Source organism: Halosimplex halobium, assembly GCF_051414055.1.
Taxonomy (GTDB): Archaea; Halobacteriota; Halobacteria; order Halobacteriales; family Haloarculaceae; genus Halosimplex; species Halosimplex halobium.
The window spans coordinates 275009-293518 of sequence record NZ_JBLKNX010000001.1 but is presented as its reverse complement, the minus strand read 5'-3'; the positions used below and the strand labels follow the sequence as shown (position 1 = coordinate 293518).

General features: G+C 70.2%; 21 protein-coding genes. 13 read left to right on the top strand and 8 right to left on the bottom strand.

Annotated elements, in window-relative coordinates:
- Positions 1 to 6: 6 nt before the first annotated feature.
- Entirely contained in the window at positions 7 to 516 is a 510-nt protein-coding gene (locus tag ACMGFG_RS01485) for a hypothetical protein (protein WP_436928580.1), read from the bottom strand.
- A 285-nt stretch (positions 517 to 801) separates the two neighbouring features.
- Between ACMGFG_RS01485 and ACMGFG_RS01480 the strand changes: the two genes are divergently transcribed.
- Genes ACMGFG_RS01480 through ACMGFG_RS01470 form a run of 3 tightly spaced genes read left to right on the top strand, consistent with a single transcriptional unit; the run spans position 802 to position 1897 of the window.
- Positions 802 to 954, top strand: a complete 153-nt coding sequence (locus ACMGFG_RS01480) for a 50S ribosomal protein L39e (protein WP_006882001.1) — start codon at positions 802 to 804, stop codon at positions 952 to 954.
- Positions 951 to 1229 carry a 50S ribosomal protein L31e gene (locus ACMGFG_RS01475; RefSeq protein WP_436911422.1) on the top strand — a complete coding sequence of 93 codons (279 nt, stop codon included), beginning with the start codon at positions 951 to 953 and terminating at the stop codon, positions 1227 to 1229. The genes ACMGFG_RS01480 and ACMGFG_RS01475 overlap by 4 nt, the downstream gene beginning before the upstream one ends.
- Before the next feature lie 2 nt (positions 1230 to 1231).
- The gene (locus ACMGFG_RS01470) at positions 1232 to 1897 is read left to right on the top strand and encodes a translation initiation factor IF-6 (RefSeq protein WP_436928579.1); all 666 of its coding nucleotides are present in this window, start codon (positions 1232 to 1234) and stop codon (positions 1895 to 1897) included.
- A 13-nt stretch (positions 1898 to 1910) separates the two neighbouring features.
- Here ACMGFG_RS01470 and ACMGFG_RS01465 read toward each other — a convergent pair whose 3' ends face one another.
- Positions 1911 to 2252 (bottom strand): DUF7344 domain-containing protein, encoded by a 342-nt coding sequence (locus ACMGFG_RS01465; RefSeq protein WP_436928578.1) that lies wholly within the window; start codon positions 2250 to 2252, stop codon positions 1911 to 1913.
- A gap of 176 nt (positions 2253 to 2428) precedes the next feature.
- Here ACMGFG_RS01465 and rpl18a point away from each other — a divergent pair, with 176 nt between their 5' ends.
- From rpl18a to ftsY, 3 genes are read left to right on the top strand one after another with little or no spacing between them, the layout of a single operon-like run.
- The gene (rpl18a, locus tag ACMGFG_RS01460; RefSeq protein ID WP_436928577.1) at positions 2429 to 2602 is read left to right on the top strand and encodes a 50S ribosomal protein L18Ae; all 174 of its coding nucleotides are present in this window, start codon (positions 2429 to 2431) and stop codon (positions 2600 to 2602) included.
- Positions 2599 to 3063 (top strand): prefoldin subunit alpha, encoded by a 465-nt coding sequence (gene pfdA, locus ACMGFG_RS01455; RefSeq protein ID WP_436928576.1) that lies wholly within the window; start codon positions 2599 to 2601, stop codon positions 3061 to 3063. Before rpl18a ends, pfdA begins: the two co-directional genes overlap by 4 nt.
- 6 nt (positions 3064 to 3069) lie before the next feature.
- Positions 3070 to 4263: a signal recognition particle-docking protein FtsY gene (gene ftsY, locus ACMGFG_RS01450; protein ID WP_436928575.1), complete on the top strand. Its 1194-nt coding sequence runs from the start codon at positions 3070 to 3072 to the stop codon at positions 4261 to 4263.
- A gap of 180 nt (positions 4264 to 4443) precedes the next feature.
- On the opposite strand, the gene ACMGFG_RS01445 is transcribed toward ftsY, so the two are convergent.
- Positions 4444 to 4599, bottom strand: coding sequence for a DUF8595 family protein (locus ACMGFG_RS01445; protein ID WP_436928574.1), 156 nt, complete (start codon positions 4597 to 4599; stop codon positions 4444 to 4446).
- A 488-nt stretch (positions 4600 to 5087) separates the two neighbouring features.
- Here ACMGFG_RS01445 and ACMGFG_RS01440 point away from each other — a divergent pair, with 488 nt between their 5' ends.
- From ACMGFG_RS01440 to ACMGFG_RS01430, 3 genes are all read left to right on the top strand, one after another.
- Positions 5088 to 6863, top strand: coding sequence for a nitrite/sulfite reductase (locus ACMGFG_RS01440; protein ID WP_436928573.1), 1776 nt, complete (start codon positions 5088 to 5090; stop codon positions 6861 to 6863).
- Positions 6856 to 8523 carry a Coenzyme F420 hydrogenase/dehydrogenase, beta subunit C-terminal domain gene (locus ACMGFG_RS01435; RefSeq protein ID WP_436928572.1) on the top strand — a complete coding sequence of 556 codons (1668 nt, stop codon included), beginning with the start codon at positions 6856 to 6858 and terminating at the stop codon, positions 8521 to 8523. The genes ACMGFG_RS01440 and ACMGFG_RS01435 overlap by 8 nt, the downstream gene beginning before the upstream one ends.
- Positions 8524 to 8653: 130 nt before the next feature.
- Positions 8654 to 9349 carry a class I SAM-dependent methyltransferase gene (locus ACMGFG_RS01430; RefSeq protein WP_436928571.1) on the top strand — a complete coding sequence of 232 codons (696 nt, stop codon included), beginning with the start codon at positions 8654 to 8656 and terminating at the stop codon, positions 9347 to 9349.
- 3 nt (positions 9350 to 9352) lie between these two features.
- On the opposite strand, the gene ACMGFG_RS01425 is transcribed toward ACMGFG_RS01430, so the two are convergent.
- From ACMGFG_RS01425 to ACMGFG_RS01410, 4 genes are all read right to left on the bottom strand, one after another.
- Positions 9353 to 11536: a pentapeptide repeat-containing protein gene (locus ACMGFG_RS01425; protein ID WP_436928570.1), complete on the bottom strand. Its 2184-nt coding sequence runs from the start codon at positions 11534 to 11536 to the stop codon at positions 9353 to 9355.
- A 64-nt stretch (positions 11537 to 11600) separates the two neighbouring features.
- A complete protein-coding gene (locus tag ACMGFG_RS01420; protein ID WP_436928569.1) occupies positions 11601 to 12164 on the bottom strand; it encodes a DUF2617 family protein in 564 nt (187 codons plus the stop codon).
- Entirely contained in the window at positions 12161 to 14104 is a 1944-nt protein-coding gene (locus ACMGFG_RS01415; protein WP_436928568.1) for a spermidine synthase, read from the bottom strand. The genes ACMGFG_RS01420 and ACMGFG_RS01415 overlap by 4 nt, the downstream gene beginning before the upstream one ends.
- A 14-nt stretch (positions 14105 to 14118) precedes the next feature.
- A complete protein-coding gene (locus ACMGFG_RS01410; protein WP_436928567.1) occupies positions 14119 to 14721 on the bottom strand; it encodes a hypothetical protein in 603 nt (200 codons plus the stop codon).
- Between the two features lie 300 nt (positions 14722 to 15021).
- Between ACMGFG_RS01410 and ACMGFG_RS01405 the strand changes: the two genes are divergently transcribed.
- The 3 genes from ACMGFG_RS01405 (at position 15022) to ACMGFG_RS01395 (ending at position 17509) form a co-directional block, all read left to right on the top strand.
- Complete coding sequence (locus tag ACMGFG_RS01405; protein ID WP_436928566.1) at positions 15022 to 16002, top strand: DUF8108 domain-containing protein; 981 nt, start codon at positions 15022 to 15024, stop codon at positions 16000 to 16002.
- A gap of 164 nt (positions 16003 to 16166) precedes the next feature.
- Positions 16167 to 17075 (top strand): AEC family transporter, encoded by a 909-nt coding sequence (locus tag ACMGFG_RS01400; RefSeq protein ID WP_436928565.1) that lies wholly within the window; start codon positions 16167 to 16169, stop codon positions 17073 to 17075.
- A 53-nt stretch (positions 17076 to 17128) separates the two neighbouring features.
- Positions 17129 to 17509 (top strand): cupin domain-containing protein, encoded by a 381-nt coding sequence (locus ACMGFG_RS01395; protein WP_436928564.1) that lies wholly within the window; start codon positions 17129 to 17131, stop codon positions 17507 to 17509.
- An 18-nt stretch (positions 17510 to 17527) separates the two neighbouring features.
- Here ACMGFG_RS01395 and ACMGFG_RS01390 read toward each other — a convergent pair whose 3' ends face one another.
- The gene (locus ACMGFG_RS01390) at positions 17528 to 17650 is read right to left on the bottom strand and encodes a hypothetical protein (protein ID WP_436928563.1); all 123 of its coding nucleotides are present in this window, start codon (positions 17648 to 17650) and stop codon (positions 17528 to 17530) included.
- A gap of 134 nt (positions 17651 to 17784) precedes the next feature.
- Between ACMGFG_RS01390 and ACMGFG_RS01385 the strand changes: the two genes are divergently transcribed.
- On the top strand, positions 17785 to 18435 hold the full coding sequence (locus tag ACMGFG_RS01385; RefSeq protein WP_436928562.1) for a bifunctional 4-hydroxy-2-oxoglutarate aldolase/2-dehydro-3-deoxy-phosphogluconate aldolase: 651 nt from the start codon (positions 17785 to 17787) through the stop codon (positions 18433 to 18435).
- Positions 18436 to 18510: the final 75 nt, after the last annotated feature.

Below are 18510 nucleotides of genomic sequence, written 5' to 3'. Positions count from 1 at the left end.
CGCCGCTCAGATCAGCTTCCGTCGGGTGACCGTCAGGTCGACGAACACCTCCAGCGGCGACGGCTGTTCGGGGTCGGGCGGGTGTTTGCCGCGGTAGCCCGAGTGGTCGACGACGAAGTAGTACGGCCCGGAGTCGTCGATCGGCTGGCGGGCGCCGCCCTTTCGGGTCTCGGCGGCGTAGGTGTCCTCGCCGACCTTCTCGGCGCCGGCGCTCACGTCGCCGTCGCCCCTCGGCATCCGCGCCGGTTCGCCCCCGTCGGTGTAGGTATCGTAGAACATGAACGACTCCCGGGAGGTGAAAAAGTACACGTCGAACGGTCGGTCGGCCCTGGCGCGGTAACGGATCGCCCCGCCCGGGTCCGACACGTCGGGGATCTCTTCGATCCACCCCTGACCGGGTCGGACCGACACCGACCGCTGGACGGTCGCCACCACCTCGCCACCGCCGCCGACACAGCCGACCGCGCCGCCCGCTGCCGCGACCGCGGCCGTGGACAGCAGCGCTCGCCGTTGCATACTTACCAGACACGAATTTTCGTATAAAGAGACTCGCACTAGAGAATCAGATCTGATACGGAAGGGCTGGATATAGCCGTTCGGCGTAGATGCGCGCAAAAAGAGCTATTACGGCCGGAAATGGGATCTGGGGGAAACCTCTGAGATTCAGATCCGATATTTCGAAACTAGCGGTCGAATGGCCGTGGGTCGGCCGTGTCGTGGAACGGCGGCGCGGTCGGGCGACGGGCGGTCGCGGACAAAAGGAACAGGAATTTAAGCGCCGGGGCGGAAGGAGGTGACACTATGGGCAAGAAGTCGAAGTCGAAGAAGAAGCGCCTGGGGAAACTCGAGCGCCAGAACACGCGCGTTCCGCCGTGGGTCATGCTCAAGACGGACCGCAACGTCGAACGCAACCCGAAGCGGCGCCACTGGCGCCGTAGCGACACGGACGAATGAGCGCCGGCGACTTCGAGGAGCGGGTCGTGACCGTCCCGCTCCGCGACGTGAAGGCCGCGCCCAACGAGGAGCAGGCCGACAAGGCCGTCTCCATCGTCCGCGAGCACCTCGCCAAGCACTTCGCCGTCGACGGCGACGCCGTCCGCCTCGACCCCTCGATCAACGAGGCGGTCTGGGCGAACGGTCGGTCGAACCCGCCGCGCAAGCTGCGGGTCCGCGCCGCCCGCTTCGAGGAGGAGGGCGAGGCCGTCGTCGAAGCCGAAACGGCCGAGTAAACTTGCTCCGCGCGGCTTTCTCCGGATCGGCGTACGTCGGTGTCTTCGCACGCGCTACCGACGACTGCGTGCTCGTCCGCCCCGACGTGGACGAGGACCTCCGCGAGGACCTGAGCGACGAACTCAAGGCCCCGGCGGTCGCGACGACCGTCGGCGGCTCGGGCACCGTCGGCTCGCTGGCGACCGGCAACGGCAACGGCCTGCTCGTCAGCAGTCGCGTCCGCGACCGCGAGCGCGAGGCGATCACCGAGGCGACCGGCCTCGCCGTCGGCGAACTCCCCGGCCGGATCAACGCCGCCGGCAACGTCGTCCTCGCCAACGACAGCGGCGCGTACGTCCACCCCGACCTCTCGGAGTCGGCCGTCCGCGCCGTCGAGGACGCGCTGGACGTGCCCGTCGAGCAGGGCACCCTCGCCGGGACGCGAACCGTCGGGACGGCCGCCGTCGCGACCGACGAGGGCGTGCTCTGCCACCCCGACGCGACTGACGCCGAACTCGACTTCCTCGAGGACCTGCTGGACGTGCCCGCCGACATCGGCACCGTCAACTACGGCGCCCCGCTGGTCGGGTCGGGGCTGGTCGCCAACGACCACGGCTACGTCGTCGGCCAGGACACGACCGGGCCGGAGCTGGGCCGCATCGAATCCGCGCTCGGCTACATCGACTGACTCCCGGAGCCGGTCAGAAGATCTCCTGCGGGATCCGGGCGGCGTTGTCGGCGAGCGTGTCCAGTACCGGCTCCACCTCCTCGAACCGCGGTCCCCGCCGCACGACCTCGGAGCCGCGCTCCCAGTCGACGAGGTCCTCGGCGTCCAGCTTCGGCAGGTCGACGTGGTACAGCCGAACCATCGCCTGGCGCCGCAACCGCGACCGGGCCTCGCCGTCGCCCGCCGTTCGCGCGGTTGCCCCCCGCGTCAGCACCGCGTCGGGCACGCGTACCGACTCCTCCTCGCACAGCAACAGCAACACCCGCCGTCGGCGGTCGTTCGACAGGATCCCGAACACCTTCGAAGCCCCCATCATACCCCTCCGTTCGTGACGGGTGTACATAATTGTTGTTTCAAAAGAAGGTAACCGCTTCTCGGCGGCTCCGACGCATCGCGACGCGACACGACACGACACCCCTCCCGTCCGGAAAGGCGGGAGGGGCGAGACTGCGTTGCGGAAGGTACTTCCCGCTCGCTCTCCCAGCGGGACACATGAGTGAATTCACAGTCACCGGGCAGTGGAGCGCCCGCGACGGCTGGCAGTCGTTCGAGAAGCAGATCGAGGCCGAGAACGAGAACGTGGCGCGCGAGCACGTCCTCGCCGAGTTCGGGTCGAAGCACGGGCTCAAGCGCACGCAGGTCGAGATCGAGGGGGTAGACGCATGAGCCTCGGCGGTGGCGGCGGCGGTCAGCAGCAGATGCAGCAGATCGCCCAGGAGATCGAACAGATCGAGGAGCAGATCGAGGCCATGGAGGAGGAGATCAGCGGGCTCCAGGACGAACAGCAGGAGATGGACGAGGCCATGGAGGCCATCGAGGCCATCGAGTCCGGCGACACCGTGCAGGTGCCGCTGGGCGGCGACGCGTTCCTCCGCGCCGAGGTGCAGGACATCGACGAGGTCATCGTCGAGTTCGGCGCCGGCTACGCCGCCGAGCAGGAGCAGGACGACGCCATCGACATCCTCGAGAACAAGCAGGACACGCTCGACGAGCGCATCGAGGAGATCCGCTCGGACATCGCCGAGCTGGAGGCCGAGAGCGAGGAGCTCGAACAGCAGGCCCAGCAGATGCAGCAACAGCAGATGCAGCAGATGCAGCAGATGCAGCAGCAGGACGACGACGAGTAAGGCCAGATGTTCGACGGACTGAAGGAGAAACTCGGCCGCTTCAGCGACGACGTCGAGGAGGACGTCGACGACGAGGCGGTCGACGAGGAAGCGGCCGAGGACGCCGAACCCGAGGCCAGCGACGCGTCCGCCGAGGACGAGGAGTCCGTTGCGGCGGACCCGGCCGAGGCCGAACCGGCCGAGCCGGACGAACCCGGGGCCGACTCCGAGGTGCCCGACGCGGACGGGGCGAGCGGCGCCGACGACGACGCGGCCGCCGAACCCGGCGACACCGAGGGAGACGAGCCCGGTGATGACGGGGACGACGACGGCCGGAGCCTCGGCGAGCGGGCGAAGCTGTTCGCGACCGGCAAGACCGTCATCGACGAGGACGACCTGCAGGACCACCTCGACGACCTGGAGCTGGCGCTGCTCCAGAGCGACGTGGAGATGGGCGTCGCACAGGAGATCCTCGACGGCGTCGAGGAGAACCTCGTCGGCGACACGCGTCGGCGACTGTCCTCGACGGGCAGCCTCGCCCGCGACGCGCTCCGGGAGGCGCTGTACGACGTGATCAGCGTCGGGCAGTTCGACTTCGACGAGCGGGTCGCCGAGGCCGACGCGCCGGTCGTCATCATCTTCACCGGCGTCAACGGCGTCGGGAAGACGACGACCATCGCCAAGCTCTCGCGGTACTTCGAGGACCGGGGGCTGTCGACGGTGCTGGCCAACGGCGACACCTACCGCGCCGGCGCCAACGAGCAGCTCCAGCAACACGCCGACGCACTCGACAAGCGGGTCATCTCCCACGAGCAGGGGTCGGACCCCGCGGCCGTCATCTACGACGCCGTCGAGTACGCGAAGGCCAACGACGTGGACGTGGTGCTGGGCGACACCGCCGGCCGGCTCCACACCTCCGACGGCCTGATGGACCAGCTGTCGAAGATCGACCGGGTCATCGACCCGGACATGACGCTGTTCGTCGACGAGGCCGTCGCCGGCCAGGACGCGGTCAACCGCGCCCGCGAGTTCGACGACGCCGCGGCGATCGACGGCGCCGTCCTCACGAAGGCCGACGCCGACCCGCAGGGCGGCGCGGCCATCTCCATCGCCCACGTGACCGGCAAGCCGATCCTCTTTCTCGGCACCGGCCAGGACTACGACGACCTCGAACCGTTCGACCCCGAGGAGATCGTCGACCGGCTGCTCGGCGAGGAGTAGGTCGTCCGCCGTGGCATCCGCCCGCGGGAGCGTGCGTCAGCGGCCGACACCGACGCGGCTTTCGCGGGCGTTCGTCGCCACGCGACACGTCTCCGAGTAGCGTCGCCGCTGTGGTCCCCTGATCCCATCGGTGACACGCGGACCACAGTCCCGTACTACTGCAGAAGGAACCGTGTGGACCTACTCGTCGCGTTCGTCGGAGAGATGTTCCCACACCTCGGCACAGCCACAGCCGTCCTCGACCCCGTCGAGGTGGGAGGTGTCGACCTCGCGTTCGTCGTCCTGTTCGACCTGCGCTTCGTCGTCGGCCGCCTGCACGTTCTTCGTGTCGCTCATTCGATTGTCCTACCGGACGGCCCCGCTCTATATAAAGGACCACCTCGCCGCACCCCTCGCCGTCACTGCCTGAAACAGGCAACATTATCCGGGTCGTCGAACCGGTGTCGTTGACCGGACCGCCGGACTGCGTCGTGAAATCCGCCATTGACGCGCCGCGGCGGGAAATGACGGCCACGGGACCGTTCGCTCCGGACGCAGTCCGGTTCGATGTGTCGCTGGAGGTGAAACGGAGGTGCCACCGGCTCGACCGGCTCGTCCGTGGTAGCGGCAACCCGTGTGGGGTTTCCCGCAGTCGTGGCAGGGCTGTCCGTGAGGGAGACTTACACGGTGGGCCACGCTGTGAGTGGGACACAACGCGAGCGCCGCGTGATTCTCACTTATGAACGGGACAGACACACACGCTTCCGGCGATCGGGGGGATCGGACATGAACACCGAGAGAGCGGAGCTCTCTCGAGCTCACGGCGACCACTGGAGGTGGTCGCCGTGAACACGGTCGAGCAGCACAAACAGGAGAAACACCCGCTGGACGTGATCGAAGATGTCGCCGAGTACGCCGAGGAGGGGCTGTCGTTCGACGAGATCGAGGAGCGGGCCGGCGACGGCGAGTGGGAGCGGCTCAAGTGGGCCGGCCTCTACTCCCACGGCCGCAAGCAGGGCTACTTCATGATGCGGACGAAGGTCCCCGGCGGCTACCTCACCCCCGAACAGGCGGAGGTCATCGGCGAGGTCGCCGAGGAGTACGCCGTCGCGCCCGAGGAGTACGGCGGGGAAGACCAGAACGACATCTGGGGCGACGCCTTCCTCGACATCACGACACGCCAGGACATCCAGAAACACTGGATCCGCGTCGAGGACGTGCCCGACATCTGGGAGACCTACGAGGAGGTCGGCCTGACGACCGTCCAGGGCTGTGGCGACGGCGCGCGCAACGTCCTGGGCTGTCCCGCCGCCGGCCTCGACGACCACGAGTGTTTCGACGCCCAGCCGGTGATCGACGCCGTCTCGGACTACTTCACCGGCAACCGCGAGTACGCCAACCTCCCGCGGAAGTTCAAGATGACCATCACGGGCTGCAAACACGACTGCGGGCAGTCGCAGATCAACGACGTGGGGATGACGCCGGCCCGGAAGGAAGTGGACGTCTCCGGCGGAGCCGGAGGCTCGTCGGACTCGTCCGACGGTGGCGAGGAGATCTACGGCTTCCACTGCAAGGTCGGCGGCGGTCTCTCGGACGGCCCGCGCATGGCCACACAGATGGACGTGTTCGTCCCGCCGGGCGACGCCGTGGAGTTCTGCCGCGCCATCGCCCAGACGTTCAAGGAACTGGGCGACCGGAACAACCGCGGCGTCTGCCGGATGCGCTACCTGGTCGAGCAGCTCGGAACGGAGGAGTTCGAGCAGGCCGTCCGCCGGCGCTGCGAGGTCGACCTGCCGACCGCCGGCACGGACCTCACCGAGGGGTACACCGGCGACCACGTCGGTGTCCACGACCAGAAGGGCGAGGGCCTGAAGTACGTCGGATTCAACGTCATCGCGGGCCGGATGGGCGGCGACGAGTTCGCCGAGGCCGCCCGCGCCGCCGAGAAGTACGGCACCGACGACGCCTCGATCCGCCTCGCCACCGACCAGAACTTCCTGATCACCCACATCCCGGCGGAGAACGTCGGCGACCTGCTGAACGAGCCGTTCGCCCGCAAGTACGAGCCCGACCCCGGCCCGTTCTCCCGCGGTGCGGTCGGCTGTACGGGCTCGGAGTTCTGCAACTACGGCATCATCGAGACGAAGAATCGCGTCTACCGCTGGGCGAAGGCGCTCGACCGGCGGATCGACACACCCGACGACCTGGACGTGGTGCGGATGCACATGTCCGGCTGTTCCGCGTCGTGCGCCCAGCCGCAGATCGCCGACATCGGCTTCCGCGGCGAGACGGTCAACGTCGACGACCCCGAGACGACGACCAACGAGGAGGGCGACAACATCGTCGAGGGGATGGACTTCGGTCTCGGCGGCGCCCTCGGGACCGACAACGAGTTCATCGACTGGGTCGAGAACGCCGTGCCCGCAAGCGCCGTCATCCCGGCGCTGGAGGAGCTATTCGCCGTCTACACCGACGAGCGCGAGGACGGCGAACGGTTCTACGAGTGGACCCGTCGTGTCGGCAACAACCGTCTGCGGAAGATCATGCAGCGCGCCGACGCGAACGTCGCCGGTGGGACCGCCCACGAGACGGGCGGTCGCGGGAGGGCCGACGATGACTGAGGACCACTCGACCGACCGGACGGACCGACAGACCGCCCCCGCCGACGTGGCGCCGGAACTCGCCGAGACGGACGAGACCCGCGACGCGACCGCGGAGTCCGAACTCGACGATTCCCGGCTGTTGACCGACGGCGGCCGCGACGAACCCATGCCCGGCGTCCCCGACGTGGGGAGCGACGGCGGCGACGACTGCGGCTGCGGGAGTTCCTGCGGCTGCGGCGGCCACTCCGGGGAGGACCACGCCCACGGCGCCGCCGACGGGCAGTCCCGGGAGTCCGACGGCGGCTCGCCCCCAGTGCCCGACGGTGGAGCCACGCCGGCGAACGTCGACGAGCACGGCAAGCTCCGCGACGTGGAGTTCACCGAGCCCGCCGAGGACGTGAGCCAGGACGTCTACGAGACGCCGGCCGACCAGCGGGTCCAGCGGCCCGGCGAGGAGGACCTGGCGCTGGACACCCCCTCCTACGAGATCCGGTCGCGGATGAACGACATCGAGACGCCCGACGACAAGACCTGGTTCATGGAACTGGACGAGGCGGTCATCGACGACGGCCGCTGCATCCAGTGTGGCACCTGCGTCGCCTCCTGTCCCTCCGATTCGATCGGCATCGGCGACGACGGCCTGCCCGAACTCGTCAAGATGTGCACGGGCTGTTCGCTGTGCTGGGACTTCTGCCCGCGGGGCGGCCTGCGCTACGAGCGCCAGTGGAAGATCACCGGCGGCGACGACAACGTCAAGGGCGCCGGCGACCCCATCACCGAGTTCTCCGCGAAGGTCGAGGACGACTGGCGCGAGAACGCGCAGGACGGCGGGCTCGTGACGGCCGTCCTCTGCACGCTCCTGGAGGAGGGCGAGATCGACGGCGCACTCATCGCCACCGAGAGCGACGACGAGCCCTGGAAGGCCGAGTCGTTCCTCGCCACGACGCCCGAGGAGTGCATCGACAACGCCGGGAGCTTCTACAACCAGACGATGGCCCTCGGGAACCTGAACCTCAAGCAGTGGGAGCACAAACTCGACGTGCCCGTCGAGGAGGCGTCCCTGGCGCTGGTCGGCACCCCCTGCGAGATCGAGGGCATCCGCGCCCTGCAGGACTTCGAGTGGGACTACGCCAGCCAGGAGGACGGCGTCCGCTCGATCGACTACTGCATCGCCCTGATGTGCACGAAGAACTTCAACTACCAGAAGCTGATGGGCGAGAAACTCGAGGAGGAACGGGACATCGACCTCGATAACGTCGGCAAGATGGACGTGCTCGACGGCCGGATGATGGCCTACGACCACGAGGGCGAGCTCATCGTCGACGAGGACGTCGAGGAGTTCCACGACGCCGCGCTCAAAGGCTGTGACGAGTGCGCCGACTTCACCGGCTACTGCGCCGACCTGACCGTCGGCTCCGTCGGCTCCAGCGACGAGTACTCCAGCGTCATCGTCCGCACCGAGCAGGGCCTCGACGCCTGGAACCTCACCAAGGACGATCTGGACTACCACGACCTCGAAGACCGGTCGGCTATCGGCGGCCTGCAGTCCTGGGACAAGAAGAAGGCCTTCGACTCGCTGAAACGCCCGTTCGATCCCGACGCGCCGCGGTTCATCGACTACACCGACCACGCCGACAAGTACGGGACCGAACTCAACCCCCACGAGGCCGAGCACTGAGCGGCCACCGCGGCCCGGTTTTCTCTCAGTAATCGTCGGGCGTTACCCGCTTGTGCTGTCGCCGAAACGCCGACCGATCGAACACGGTCGCCGAAACAACTACCGCCGAGCCGGTCGACAGACCGACAGGATGAGCGAGCGGCTGTACACCGACTACCCCGACCTGTACGACGCGATCCAGCGCGGGTGGGACTACGACCGGGACGTGGCGTTCGTCGACGAGCGGGTGGCCGCGAGCGACCCGTCGGTCCTCGACGTGGGCTGTGGGACGGGCGAACACGCCCGCCGGTTCGCCGAAGCGGGGTTCGACGTGACCGGGGTCGACCCACACGAGGGGATGCTCGACCGCGCACGCGAGAAGTGCGGGGACGGGGTCACGCTCCGTCGGGACGCGCTCCCCGACCTCGCCGTCGACGGGCGCTTCGACGCCGTCGTCGCCGTCAGGGGCGTGGTCAACCACCTGCCGCCCGCGGACCTCGGTCCCGCGGTGGCGGCGCTGGCCGACCACCTCGCGTCGGGGGGCGTCCTCGTGTTCGACAACTCGCCGCTCCCGCCCGGAGGCAACGAGCCCGCGCACCACGTCGGCGAGTACGACGGCGGCCGCTACGTCCGGGTGGCGCAGATGCAGTCGCGAGCGGACGGCCGGCTGGACTGGGTGTCGGTCGTGTTCACCGAGGACGGCGAGGTGTTCACGAACAGCCGGCCGATGACGCCGTTCGACGACGAGGCGGTCGCCGCGGCGCTCGACGACGAAGGACTCGCCGTCGAGACCCGCGAGGGCTACGGACCCGACGACCGCCGGACGGTGTTCGTCGCCCGGAGCTGAGCATCACATCTCCGAGCGCTTGACCAGCGCGTAGACCAGCAGCGCCGAGAGGACGACGCTGAGGTACGCCTCGCTGGCGGCCAGCACCTCCGCGGCCCGCCCCTCCGGGCCGAGGAAGCCGTAGCCGATGGTGGTGTAGGAGATGTAGCTGAACCGCGCGACCTCGAACAGCGTGGCCAGCCCCTCCGCCGTGGCCGCCTCGGCGACGGAGAGCTGGCCCGCGGCGGTCCGGAACGGGTCGCCGCCGAACGCGTAGAGGGGCACGTACAGCAGCGGCGCGAGGACGAACGTGAAGCCGATCCGGATGGGGCGCATCCCGTGGCCGCAGGTGACCCCGAGGAAGTAGTTCTCCGCCGCCCGGCCGAGGTTCTTCACGCGGGTCCACGTCGACGCCGACGAGTCCCGCACGACCGAGAGGTTCTCCTTGCGGCTGAACTGCTGGCGCTTGACGCGGAACTCGCCGGCGACCTTCATGTCGCCGACCGCGGCGGCGCTCTGTTTGGCCTTGAGGTAGGTCGTCTCGATCACCTCGGGGGTCATCTCCAGGGCGTAGTCGGGGTCGGCGTCGGGCGGCTCGTGGAACTCGTGGATCGCCCAGGCGTTGCGGTCGAGGTACTGCCGGTGGCCGCTGAAGTCGAACTCGTGACCGTCGAACTCGGTGAACTCCGTGCGACAGAACCGGAAGAAATCGAGCAGGCGGCGGTGGTCCCCGTCGGCGGCGACCAGGTCCACGTCGCCGAGGGAAGCGAGCGTCAGGTCGTAGCGCACCCAGTCGTCGGCGGGCTGGGCGATCTCGCCGCTCCTGATCTTCGCGCGGGTGAAGTCCACCCAGGCGTCGCCCTCGACCTGGCTGGCCTCGAAGTCGATGCGCTCGGAGAAGCGGGCGCCGCTGAAGTCGATCTCCCCGCCGAAGGCCGTGTCGACGAAGTTCGCCGACGTGATCTCGGCGTTGTGGAAGTCGGCGTCCGCGCCGAAGTGGGCCGCCTCGAAGGTGAGGTCGTCCTCCAGGAAGTTCGCGCCGCCGGCGAACTCGGCGCCGCGGAAGACGGCGCGCGCGGCGAACTCGACGCCCGAGAAGTCGGCGTCCTCGCGGAAGCGCGTCTCGTCGAAGTCCGCCTCCGCCGCGAAGCGGGCGTCGGCGAACGTGGCGTCGGCGTCGAACTCCGCCTCCTCGAAGTGCGCGACGCCCTCGAAGGCCACCTCGGCGAAGGTGACGAACCGGAAGCGGGCGTGGCGGAAGTCCACGTCGCCGGCGAACGTCGAGCGCTCGAAGGTCACGTCCTCGTCGAGCGCGCGCTCGTGGCCGGAGAAGGCCGCCCCGCGGAAGTCGGCGTCCCCCTCGAATTGCACGTCCGCGAACCCGGTGTCGCCGTCGAATCGGGCCTCGTCGAAGTCGGCGAACCCCTCGAAGACGGCCTCGTCGAACTCGGCGTCGCCGTCGAAGCGGGCCTCCTGGAAGTCCGCCTCGCCGGCGAAGGTCGCCCGCTCGAAGTGGGTGAAGCCGAACGTCGTCTGCCGGAAGTCCGCCAGGTCCGCGAACGTCGCGCCGGTGAAACTGGTGTTGTCGTCCAGCAGGTTCGAGGCGCCGTAGAACTCGGCGCCCCGCGCCTCGGCGACCCCCTCGAAGGTCGCGCCGTCGAAGCTCACGTCGTTCGTGAACGTCGACTCGTCGACGTCGAACCGCCCCTCGAAGGTCGCCCCCTCGAACTCCACGTCGCCGGCGAACGTCGCCTCGAACGCCTCGAAGTCGCCGGTCACGGTCGCGCCGTCGGCCAGGATCGCCTCCTCGACGTGGGCCTCGTCGAGGGTCACCTCGCCGAGTGTCGCCTCGTCCAGCCGGAGCGGCAGGCGGATCGTCGCGAACGTCGCCGACAGCGACTCGACGGTCGCCCCCCGGAGGTCGACCGGGTGGCGGTCGGCCCCCTCGACGGTCAACCGGTCCAGTTCGATGGCGGGGAGTTCGACGCCCCGCAGGTCCTTCGCGTCGGCGTCGCCCTCGCGGACGACCGTCAGGAACGCCTCGCGCACGTCGTCGTCGTCGATCCCCTGCTCGGCCCGCTCGTCGGGCGAGAGGTGCAGGACCGCGGCGGCCGCCGCCGGACCGTCCCCCGGTTCCCAGGCGTCTGCGGCCGCTCCGGGCGCCTCGACCGCGCCGGAGTCCGGGCTCCCGTCCCCTCTATCTGTCATATTTTCTCACAGGAGAGGGGCAGAACATAAATATTGCTGACGCTGGCGGGTCCTCGCGGGCGGGTCAGTCCGTCGGCTGGCCGGTCCGGTCCGCGCGCCGCTGTGCGTCGCCGTCGAGCGCTTCCGCGACCGCGCCGCCGGGCACGGACGCGAAGGTCGTCCGCGTGAACAGCGCGAGGTCGAACTCGGGGTAGGTATGGTAGGTCTCGTAGCCGTCGGCGCCGATATCGACCGTCGTGTAGGCGTCCTCGGCGAACCGGTAGGCGAGGTCGAAGTCCTCGTCGGCCGGGAATGCCGCGAGCGGGCGCCGCTCGACGAGCGTCGCACAGCGGAGGCCGTCGGCCGCGTAGGTGAGGCGGCGACGACCCCCGTCGGTGGAGCGGTCCGACCCCCCGGAACCGTCCACTGTCGGACCGTCGAGCCGCACGGTCGTCGCGCCGTCGGCGTCGACCGGGTCGCAGGTGGACAGCTCGTGGAAGCCGTAGGCGGGGGCGCTGACGTAGTGGGAGCTGCCGACGACGCGGAAGGTGAACTCGGCGCCCAGGAACTCGCGGGTCAGCGAGTCGAACACGCGCACGTCGTCGGCGGGGGGAGCGTCGCCGTGGACGAACTGGAGGGTCTCTGTCATGGGTCGACGATCACGTCGTAGTTGGGGTCGAAGACGCTGTTCGGCTCGACGCCGCGGTAGGCGGGGACCCGCCGCCACTCCAGCCCCTCGTAGCGGCCGGCGACGGCGTCGAGGTAGTCGCTGCGGGCCCGCGAGACGTTCGGGCTCGGCGTCGGGCCGTCCGACAGCAGGTAGAACCGCTCGCCGCGCTCTAGCCGGTCGTCGCCGTCGGGGTCCTCGTACACCGAGTAGGGGAGATACCGGTCGAAGCCGGCCTCGCGGACGGTGTTGACGTACACCTTGTGGTGCTGGGCGTACCAGTACTTCGAGTAGACCCACGTGGCGACGACGCCGTCGTCGGACAGGTGGTCCCGGAGCAGCCGGTAGAACTCCGTCGAGTACAGCGCCAGGGCGTCGTCGCTGCGGGCGCCCGGCACGTCCAGCAGGATCAGGTCGTAGCGCTGCTCGGTGCCGCGGAGGTAGTTGTACGCGTCGCCGACGGTGGTGTTCAGCCGGTCGTACGCGTAGGCGTCGTCGTTGTAGCGGGCGAACGCCGACTCCTCGCGGGAGTAGGCGAGGAACTCCCCGTCGATGTCGACCTGGTCGACGCTCACGCCGTACTCCCGGAGCCGGTCGACGGCGATGTAGTCGCCGCCGCCGACGAGCAACACGTCGAACGAGGCGTTGCCGGCCGCGGCGGCTCCGGTCGGGGCGCCGCCGGCCGCGTCGCCGTCGGTGCGAGCGTCGGCCGCACGGGCGTCTGCCCGCGGGTCCGCGCGGACGGTCCCCGAGCTGTCGACGTAGGCCGACAGCGGCACGTCGACGAGGCCGGCGTGGTAGGAGTCGACCCAGCTCTCGCAGAGCTGGATCGCGCTGTCGAGGCGGAGACAGGTCTCGGTGCCGGGGTCGCCGGCCACGTCGCGGCGGTAGGTGGTGATCCGCTGGTAGCGGGTGCGCTCGAAGCCGGTGACGGTCACCTCCGCTTTCCCGGGCTGGTACTCGCTCTCGATGCGGTCGCCCATGTAGGCGCCGGTGACCGCCCGGTCGACCGCGCCGGCGTTGGCGACCAGCCCGCCGTAGGTGCCCGTCAGGACGAGTCCCGCGAGGACGACCGCGCGCCACCGCGCCAGCGAGAACGACCGGTCGGCGCCGCGCGCGGATGGCGCACGCGCCGACCAGGCGGCGAACGCGAGGGCGGCGACGCCGTTCAGCAGTCCCAGGACGAGCACGGACACGACGAGGCCGTAGCTGGGGTACAGCACCAGCGCGTAGACGACCGTCCCGGCGAGCCCGCCGAGGTAGTCGACGCCCAGCACCTCCGAGACGGATCGGCCCTCGGGCTCGGTGAGCGAGAAGAACGTGCCGAGGACGCCGCGGACGATCCGCCGGGGGTAGATCCCGCCGAGGGCGGCGAACAGCGTCCGCTCGCGGTGCTCGACCAGATCGTTCAGCAGCGGGATCTCGAAGCCGGAGAGCACGCCGACCACCAGGATCGGGACGTGGGCGAGCCCGAGGGTGAGCGGCTCCTTCAGCGCGAGCCGGCCGACGGTCAGCGTCGCGTCCGGGAAGGAGTTCAGGACGATCATGAACCCGGCGCCGGCGGGACCGGCCAGCGCGAGGTACACCTCCGTCCGGAGGAAGTTCCCCGCGGGGTCGTCGAGATGGGCCGAGAGGAAGGAGCCGACGCCCATCGAGAACAGGTACAGGCCGATGGTGATCGAGTACCGCAGGACGGTCCCGCCGTAGAAGACCGTCAGCAGCTCGGAGTAGACGAGCTCGTAGGCGATCGAACAGAACGCGACGACGAAGGTGAGCGCGAGCAGGAGCCGCCGGTCGGTCACCAGCGGCGACGCGTCGCTCGGCGAGCCCCCGTCGGTTCCCGACACCGGCGGCTCCTCGTCGGCTGAACGGTCGGGCGGCGGGCCCGCCCGGCCGGCGGCGTCGTCGCTGTCGCGGGCCATCGGCGGTCAGGGGCTCACACTCTGGGCTTGACGTACCAGGCCTTGTCCATCTGGGGGTCGCCGAGGCTCCTGTCGACCTCCATGTCGACGGACTGCCAGCCGAAGTTCGTCGAGCCGTCCTCGGAGACCAGTTCCGTCCCGACGCGGTACCAGCCCTCGCGGACGGCGTCGCCCGGGGAGAGCGAGGCCACGTTGGCCGTCAGGTCGGCGCCGTCCTGGGGGTCGTCCCACGTCTCGTCCCAGGAGACCGACCCCGGACCGGGGCCCGGCGCGTCGTTCTCGTACTCGTTGTCGGTGCCGAGGTAGGCGACGCCCAGCGTTGCGACCGTCGCGTCGGCCATCCGGAGTTCGTCGTCGTGGTCGTCGCGCCAGTCGTCGCTGTAGGCGCCGCCGTGCCAGACCGCCCAGCCGTGGCGCGGGTGTTTCGGCGCCGAGGCGTAGCCGCCGGTGCCGCGGCCGCCGGCGCCCTTCGCCGCGCGGGCGCGTCCGACCGGGACGAGCCCGGCGACGGCGCCGCCGCCGAGGCTGCTACTGTTCTCCCGGCGCGTCTCGACCTCGACGTCGGACAGCAGCTCGATCTGCAGCGTCGTTCCCTGGAGGGCGACGTCGTCGAACACTCTGGACCGTCGGGGCGGCGGGGAACTGCTCCCACCAATTCCCAGACACCCGGCCAGCGCCGCGCCCGCAGCGAGCCCGGCACTGCCGCGTACGAAGCGTCTGCGCTTCATACCAACTACCGCAACGGGCATCGAATAAGTATCTTTATATCATAGTTTCAGCCATGGCGAACGTTCGCGGGGCCGCCGGCCGGGGGTCCGAGCGACGGGGACCGGAGCCGACCGCGACGGGCGGCGTCGGCGACGGATCGTGGCCCGGGATTCAAGTGGGGACCCGCGGTAGGGAGACGGTAACTGACAATGAGCGACACCTGGGACGGGACGACCGAGCGCTACTCCGGCGACGTGCGGCTCGCCGGCAGTCACGAGACGCCGGTCGGCCTCCGGGGCGCCGCCGACGTGTTCGTCGGTCCGGACGGCGTCGCGGGCACGCTCCGGCTGGCCGACGCCGAGTACGTCTACACGGACGTGACGCCGCCCGGCGAGGGGGGCGCCGACCCCGACGGGAGCGACCCCGACGTGGCGACCGAGGTCACCGGCGACATCGAGGACGGCTACGTCGAGAACGTCGACGGGGACGTTGCGGTCCGGGGCGTCGAAGACGTGTTCGTCGCCGCCGGTGCCGCCGAGGCGGTCGACCCCGCGGGCGCCGAGCAGGTCTTCCACGACGGCGCCGCGACGCCGACCGACGACCCGGCGGGCTACGACGTGACCGTCACGGGATGGGACCACGCCCGGGAGGCCCGGGACCCGCGCGACGGCGTCGCCGTCCGCGGCGCGAAAAACACCGTCGAGGTGGCCGAGGGCAAACACGACCTGACCGTCTACGTCGTCGGCTGGGACAACGAGGTCCGGATCGAGGGCCGGGGCGTCGACGCCACTGTCTTCTTCGTCGGCCGGGACAACCGCGTCAGCGTCGGCCCGTACGTCTCGGTCACGACCGCCGCCGAGAGCGGCTTCGACAACGTCGTCGAGTCGGACCCCGTCCCGCCCGAGGCCGTCGTCCAGACCTCGAAGGCGGAGGCCCACTCGGACGCCACCATCGGCCGCCACCGCATCACCTGGCAGGAGCCGGCGCCCGACAAGGACTGGTGTCCCAACTGCGGCGAGGACGCCGACGCCGTCATCGCGCGCCGCCAGAAGGACGCCTTCTTCCTGTTCGGCACTGCCGTCCGGACCTACGACGACGGCGGCGTCTCCTACGAGTGCGAGCGCTGCAGCCCCCACGTCGCCGGCGACGTGGCGCTCTCGGAGGACGAGCGCCGCGACGCGCTGCGGTGAGTCGGTAGTCCGGCACCGGCCGGCGACTCCCAGCACGGGCCGAGACTTCCGGCACCGGCCGGCGACTCCCGGCGGCGGCCGCGACTCGCAGTGACCGGCGGGAGAACCCGGCGAGTTCGGCGGCGATCCGAACCCTGAAAAGCGCCGATCGGTTCCACCCGGGTATGGAGGTGTACGCGCGGCTGGGCTACCTGCTGGCGCTGTTGCTCGCGGGCCTGGCCGCCCGCCGGGTCGGCCTGCTGACCGAGCGCCGGACGGGCTGGCTCAACGACATCGCGTTCTACGTCGCCCTGCCGGCGCTGGTCTTCTCCTCGACGTACGACCGGGCGCTGGGCGAGCTCGTCTCGCCGGCGCTGGTCGGGGGCGTCCTGCTGGTGTTCGCGACGGTGATCGGCGTCGCCTGGCTGGTTCACGGTCGCCGTGCCTCGCACAGTCGGCGCAGCGTCGCAGTCGTCCAGTCGTACCACTCGAACCTCGGCTTTCTGGGCCTTCCGCTCGTGGAGGCGACGCTGGGCGGCGCCGCCAGCGGAACCGCCGCGGTCGTCCTCGGCGTCGGCGTCCTCGTCCAGACGCCGCTCACGGTGGGCTCGCTGATCGCCATCAACGACGCCGACGCCGCGGTCGCCGACGAACTCCGCGGCGTCGCCACCAATCCCGTCCTGCTCGCCCTGGTCGCCGGTCTTGCCGTCTCGACCGCCGGCCTCGGCGTCCCCGGCGCCGCCGCGACCGGGCTCGGCGCCGTCTCGGAGCTCGCCCTGCCTATCGCCCTGCTCTGCGTCGGCGCCTCGCTGGAGGTGGTCGACGCCGACGTGGACTACGGGCTGACGGGCTCGGTCGTCGCGACGAAGATCGGCCTGATGCCCGCCGTCGCGTGGGTGGTGTTCACCCTGCTGGCCGTCGACCCCACCGCCGCGGCCGCCGTCGTCGTCATGCTCGGGATGCCCTCCGCGGTCTCGACGTACGTCTACGCGACGGAACTCGGCGGCGACGCGCAGCTGGCTTCCCTGAACGTCTTCGCGACGACGCTCGCCTCCCTGGGAACCGTCGGCGTCATCCTGCAGGTGATGGGGTAGCCGGCCGTCGCTCGCCGACCGACTTTATCAGCACCCGGAACCCATCGACGGCCATGGGCTACCACCACGTCGACCCCGACGACCTCGACTCGACGCCGGACTACCCCTGCGACCGCCGCGGGGTCTCCGACGCGGCGGAACTGGCGGCGCTCCACCTGGCGACCTACGAGATGGACCCCGGCGAGCAACTGCCCCGGACCTACCACTACCACGACAACCGCGAGGAGGCGTTCTACGTGATTTCGGGGACGCTCCACGTCGAGACGCCCGAGGAGGAGTTCGTCGTCGAGGAAGGAGAGGTGTTCGTCGCCGAGCCGGAGAGTCCCCACCGCGCGTACAACCCCGAGAACGCCGACGGGTCCGTGCGAGTACTGGGGACCGGCGCGCCGAAATCGGACATCGCCCACCCCTACGAGCCCGAGGACGAGGCGTGAGCGGAAGCGGCCGACCGGTCAGCCGACGAACAGCACGTAGAGGACGAGCAGGAGGATCAGGAGGCCGACCAGCAGGGCGCCGGGCATCCGGGGGAAGCCGTCGCGGGCCATCGTCGTGCGGGGGTCGGGGGCGTCTGTCATGCTCAACCTAAGTGTCGGCGGAGGATAAACCGCTCGACGGAGAGGGCCGCGGCGGCGGAATGGCCGCGAGCGGTGGTGCCCCACGGCGGGCCGGACCGTGTACCCTTTTGACCTCGCCGACCGCAGGTCCGGCCATGACGGACAAACACGAGATCCAGCGACAGATCGTCGACAGCGGCGTGACGGCGGTCCTGCGGGGTATCGACGAGGACGACATCGTACCGGTCGCCGAGGCGGTCCACGAGGGCGGCGTCACCGCGCTGGAGGTGACCGCCGACGCCACGCGCTGCAGCGAGATGATCGCCGACGTGGACCGCGCGATGGAGGGGACCGACGCCATCGTCGGCGCGGGGACGGTCATGGATGCCGCGGCCGCGCGCAACGTCATCGAGGCCGGCGCGGAGTTCGTCCTCGCCCCCAACCTCAACGAGGACGTGGTCGACGTGTGCAATCGCGAGGGCGTCGTCTGCATCCCCGGCGTGATGACACCCACGGAGGCCGCCGAGGCGATGGAGGCCGGCGCGGACATGCTGAAGATGTTCCCCGCCTCGACCGTGGGGCCGGGCCACATCGGTGCGCTCCAGGGCCCGCTTGGCGACGTGCCGATCATGCCGACCGGCGGCGTCTCGACGGACAACGTCGCCGACTACTTCGAGGCCGGCGCGGTCGCGGTCGGCGCGGGCTCGGCGCTGGTCGACTACGACGCCATCGAACGGGGGGACTGGGACGGCGTCCGCGAGTCGGCGGCGGCGTTCGTCGAGGCCGTCGAGGACGCGCGGTCGTAGCGGTCGGCGTGCGGTCGTAGTCGAACCGATAGTTCGCGGCGGGCCGCCGACACGGCCCGGGCCGCCAGCGCTAAG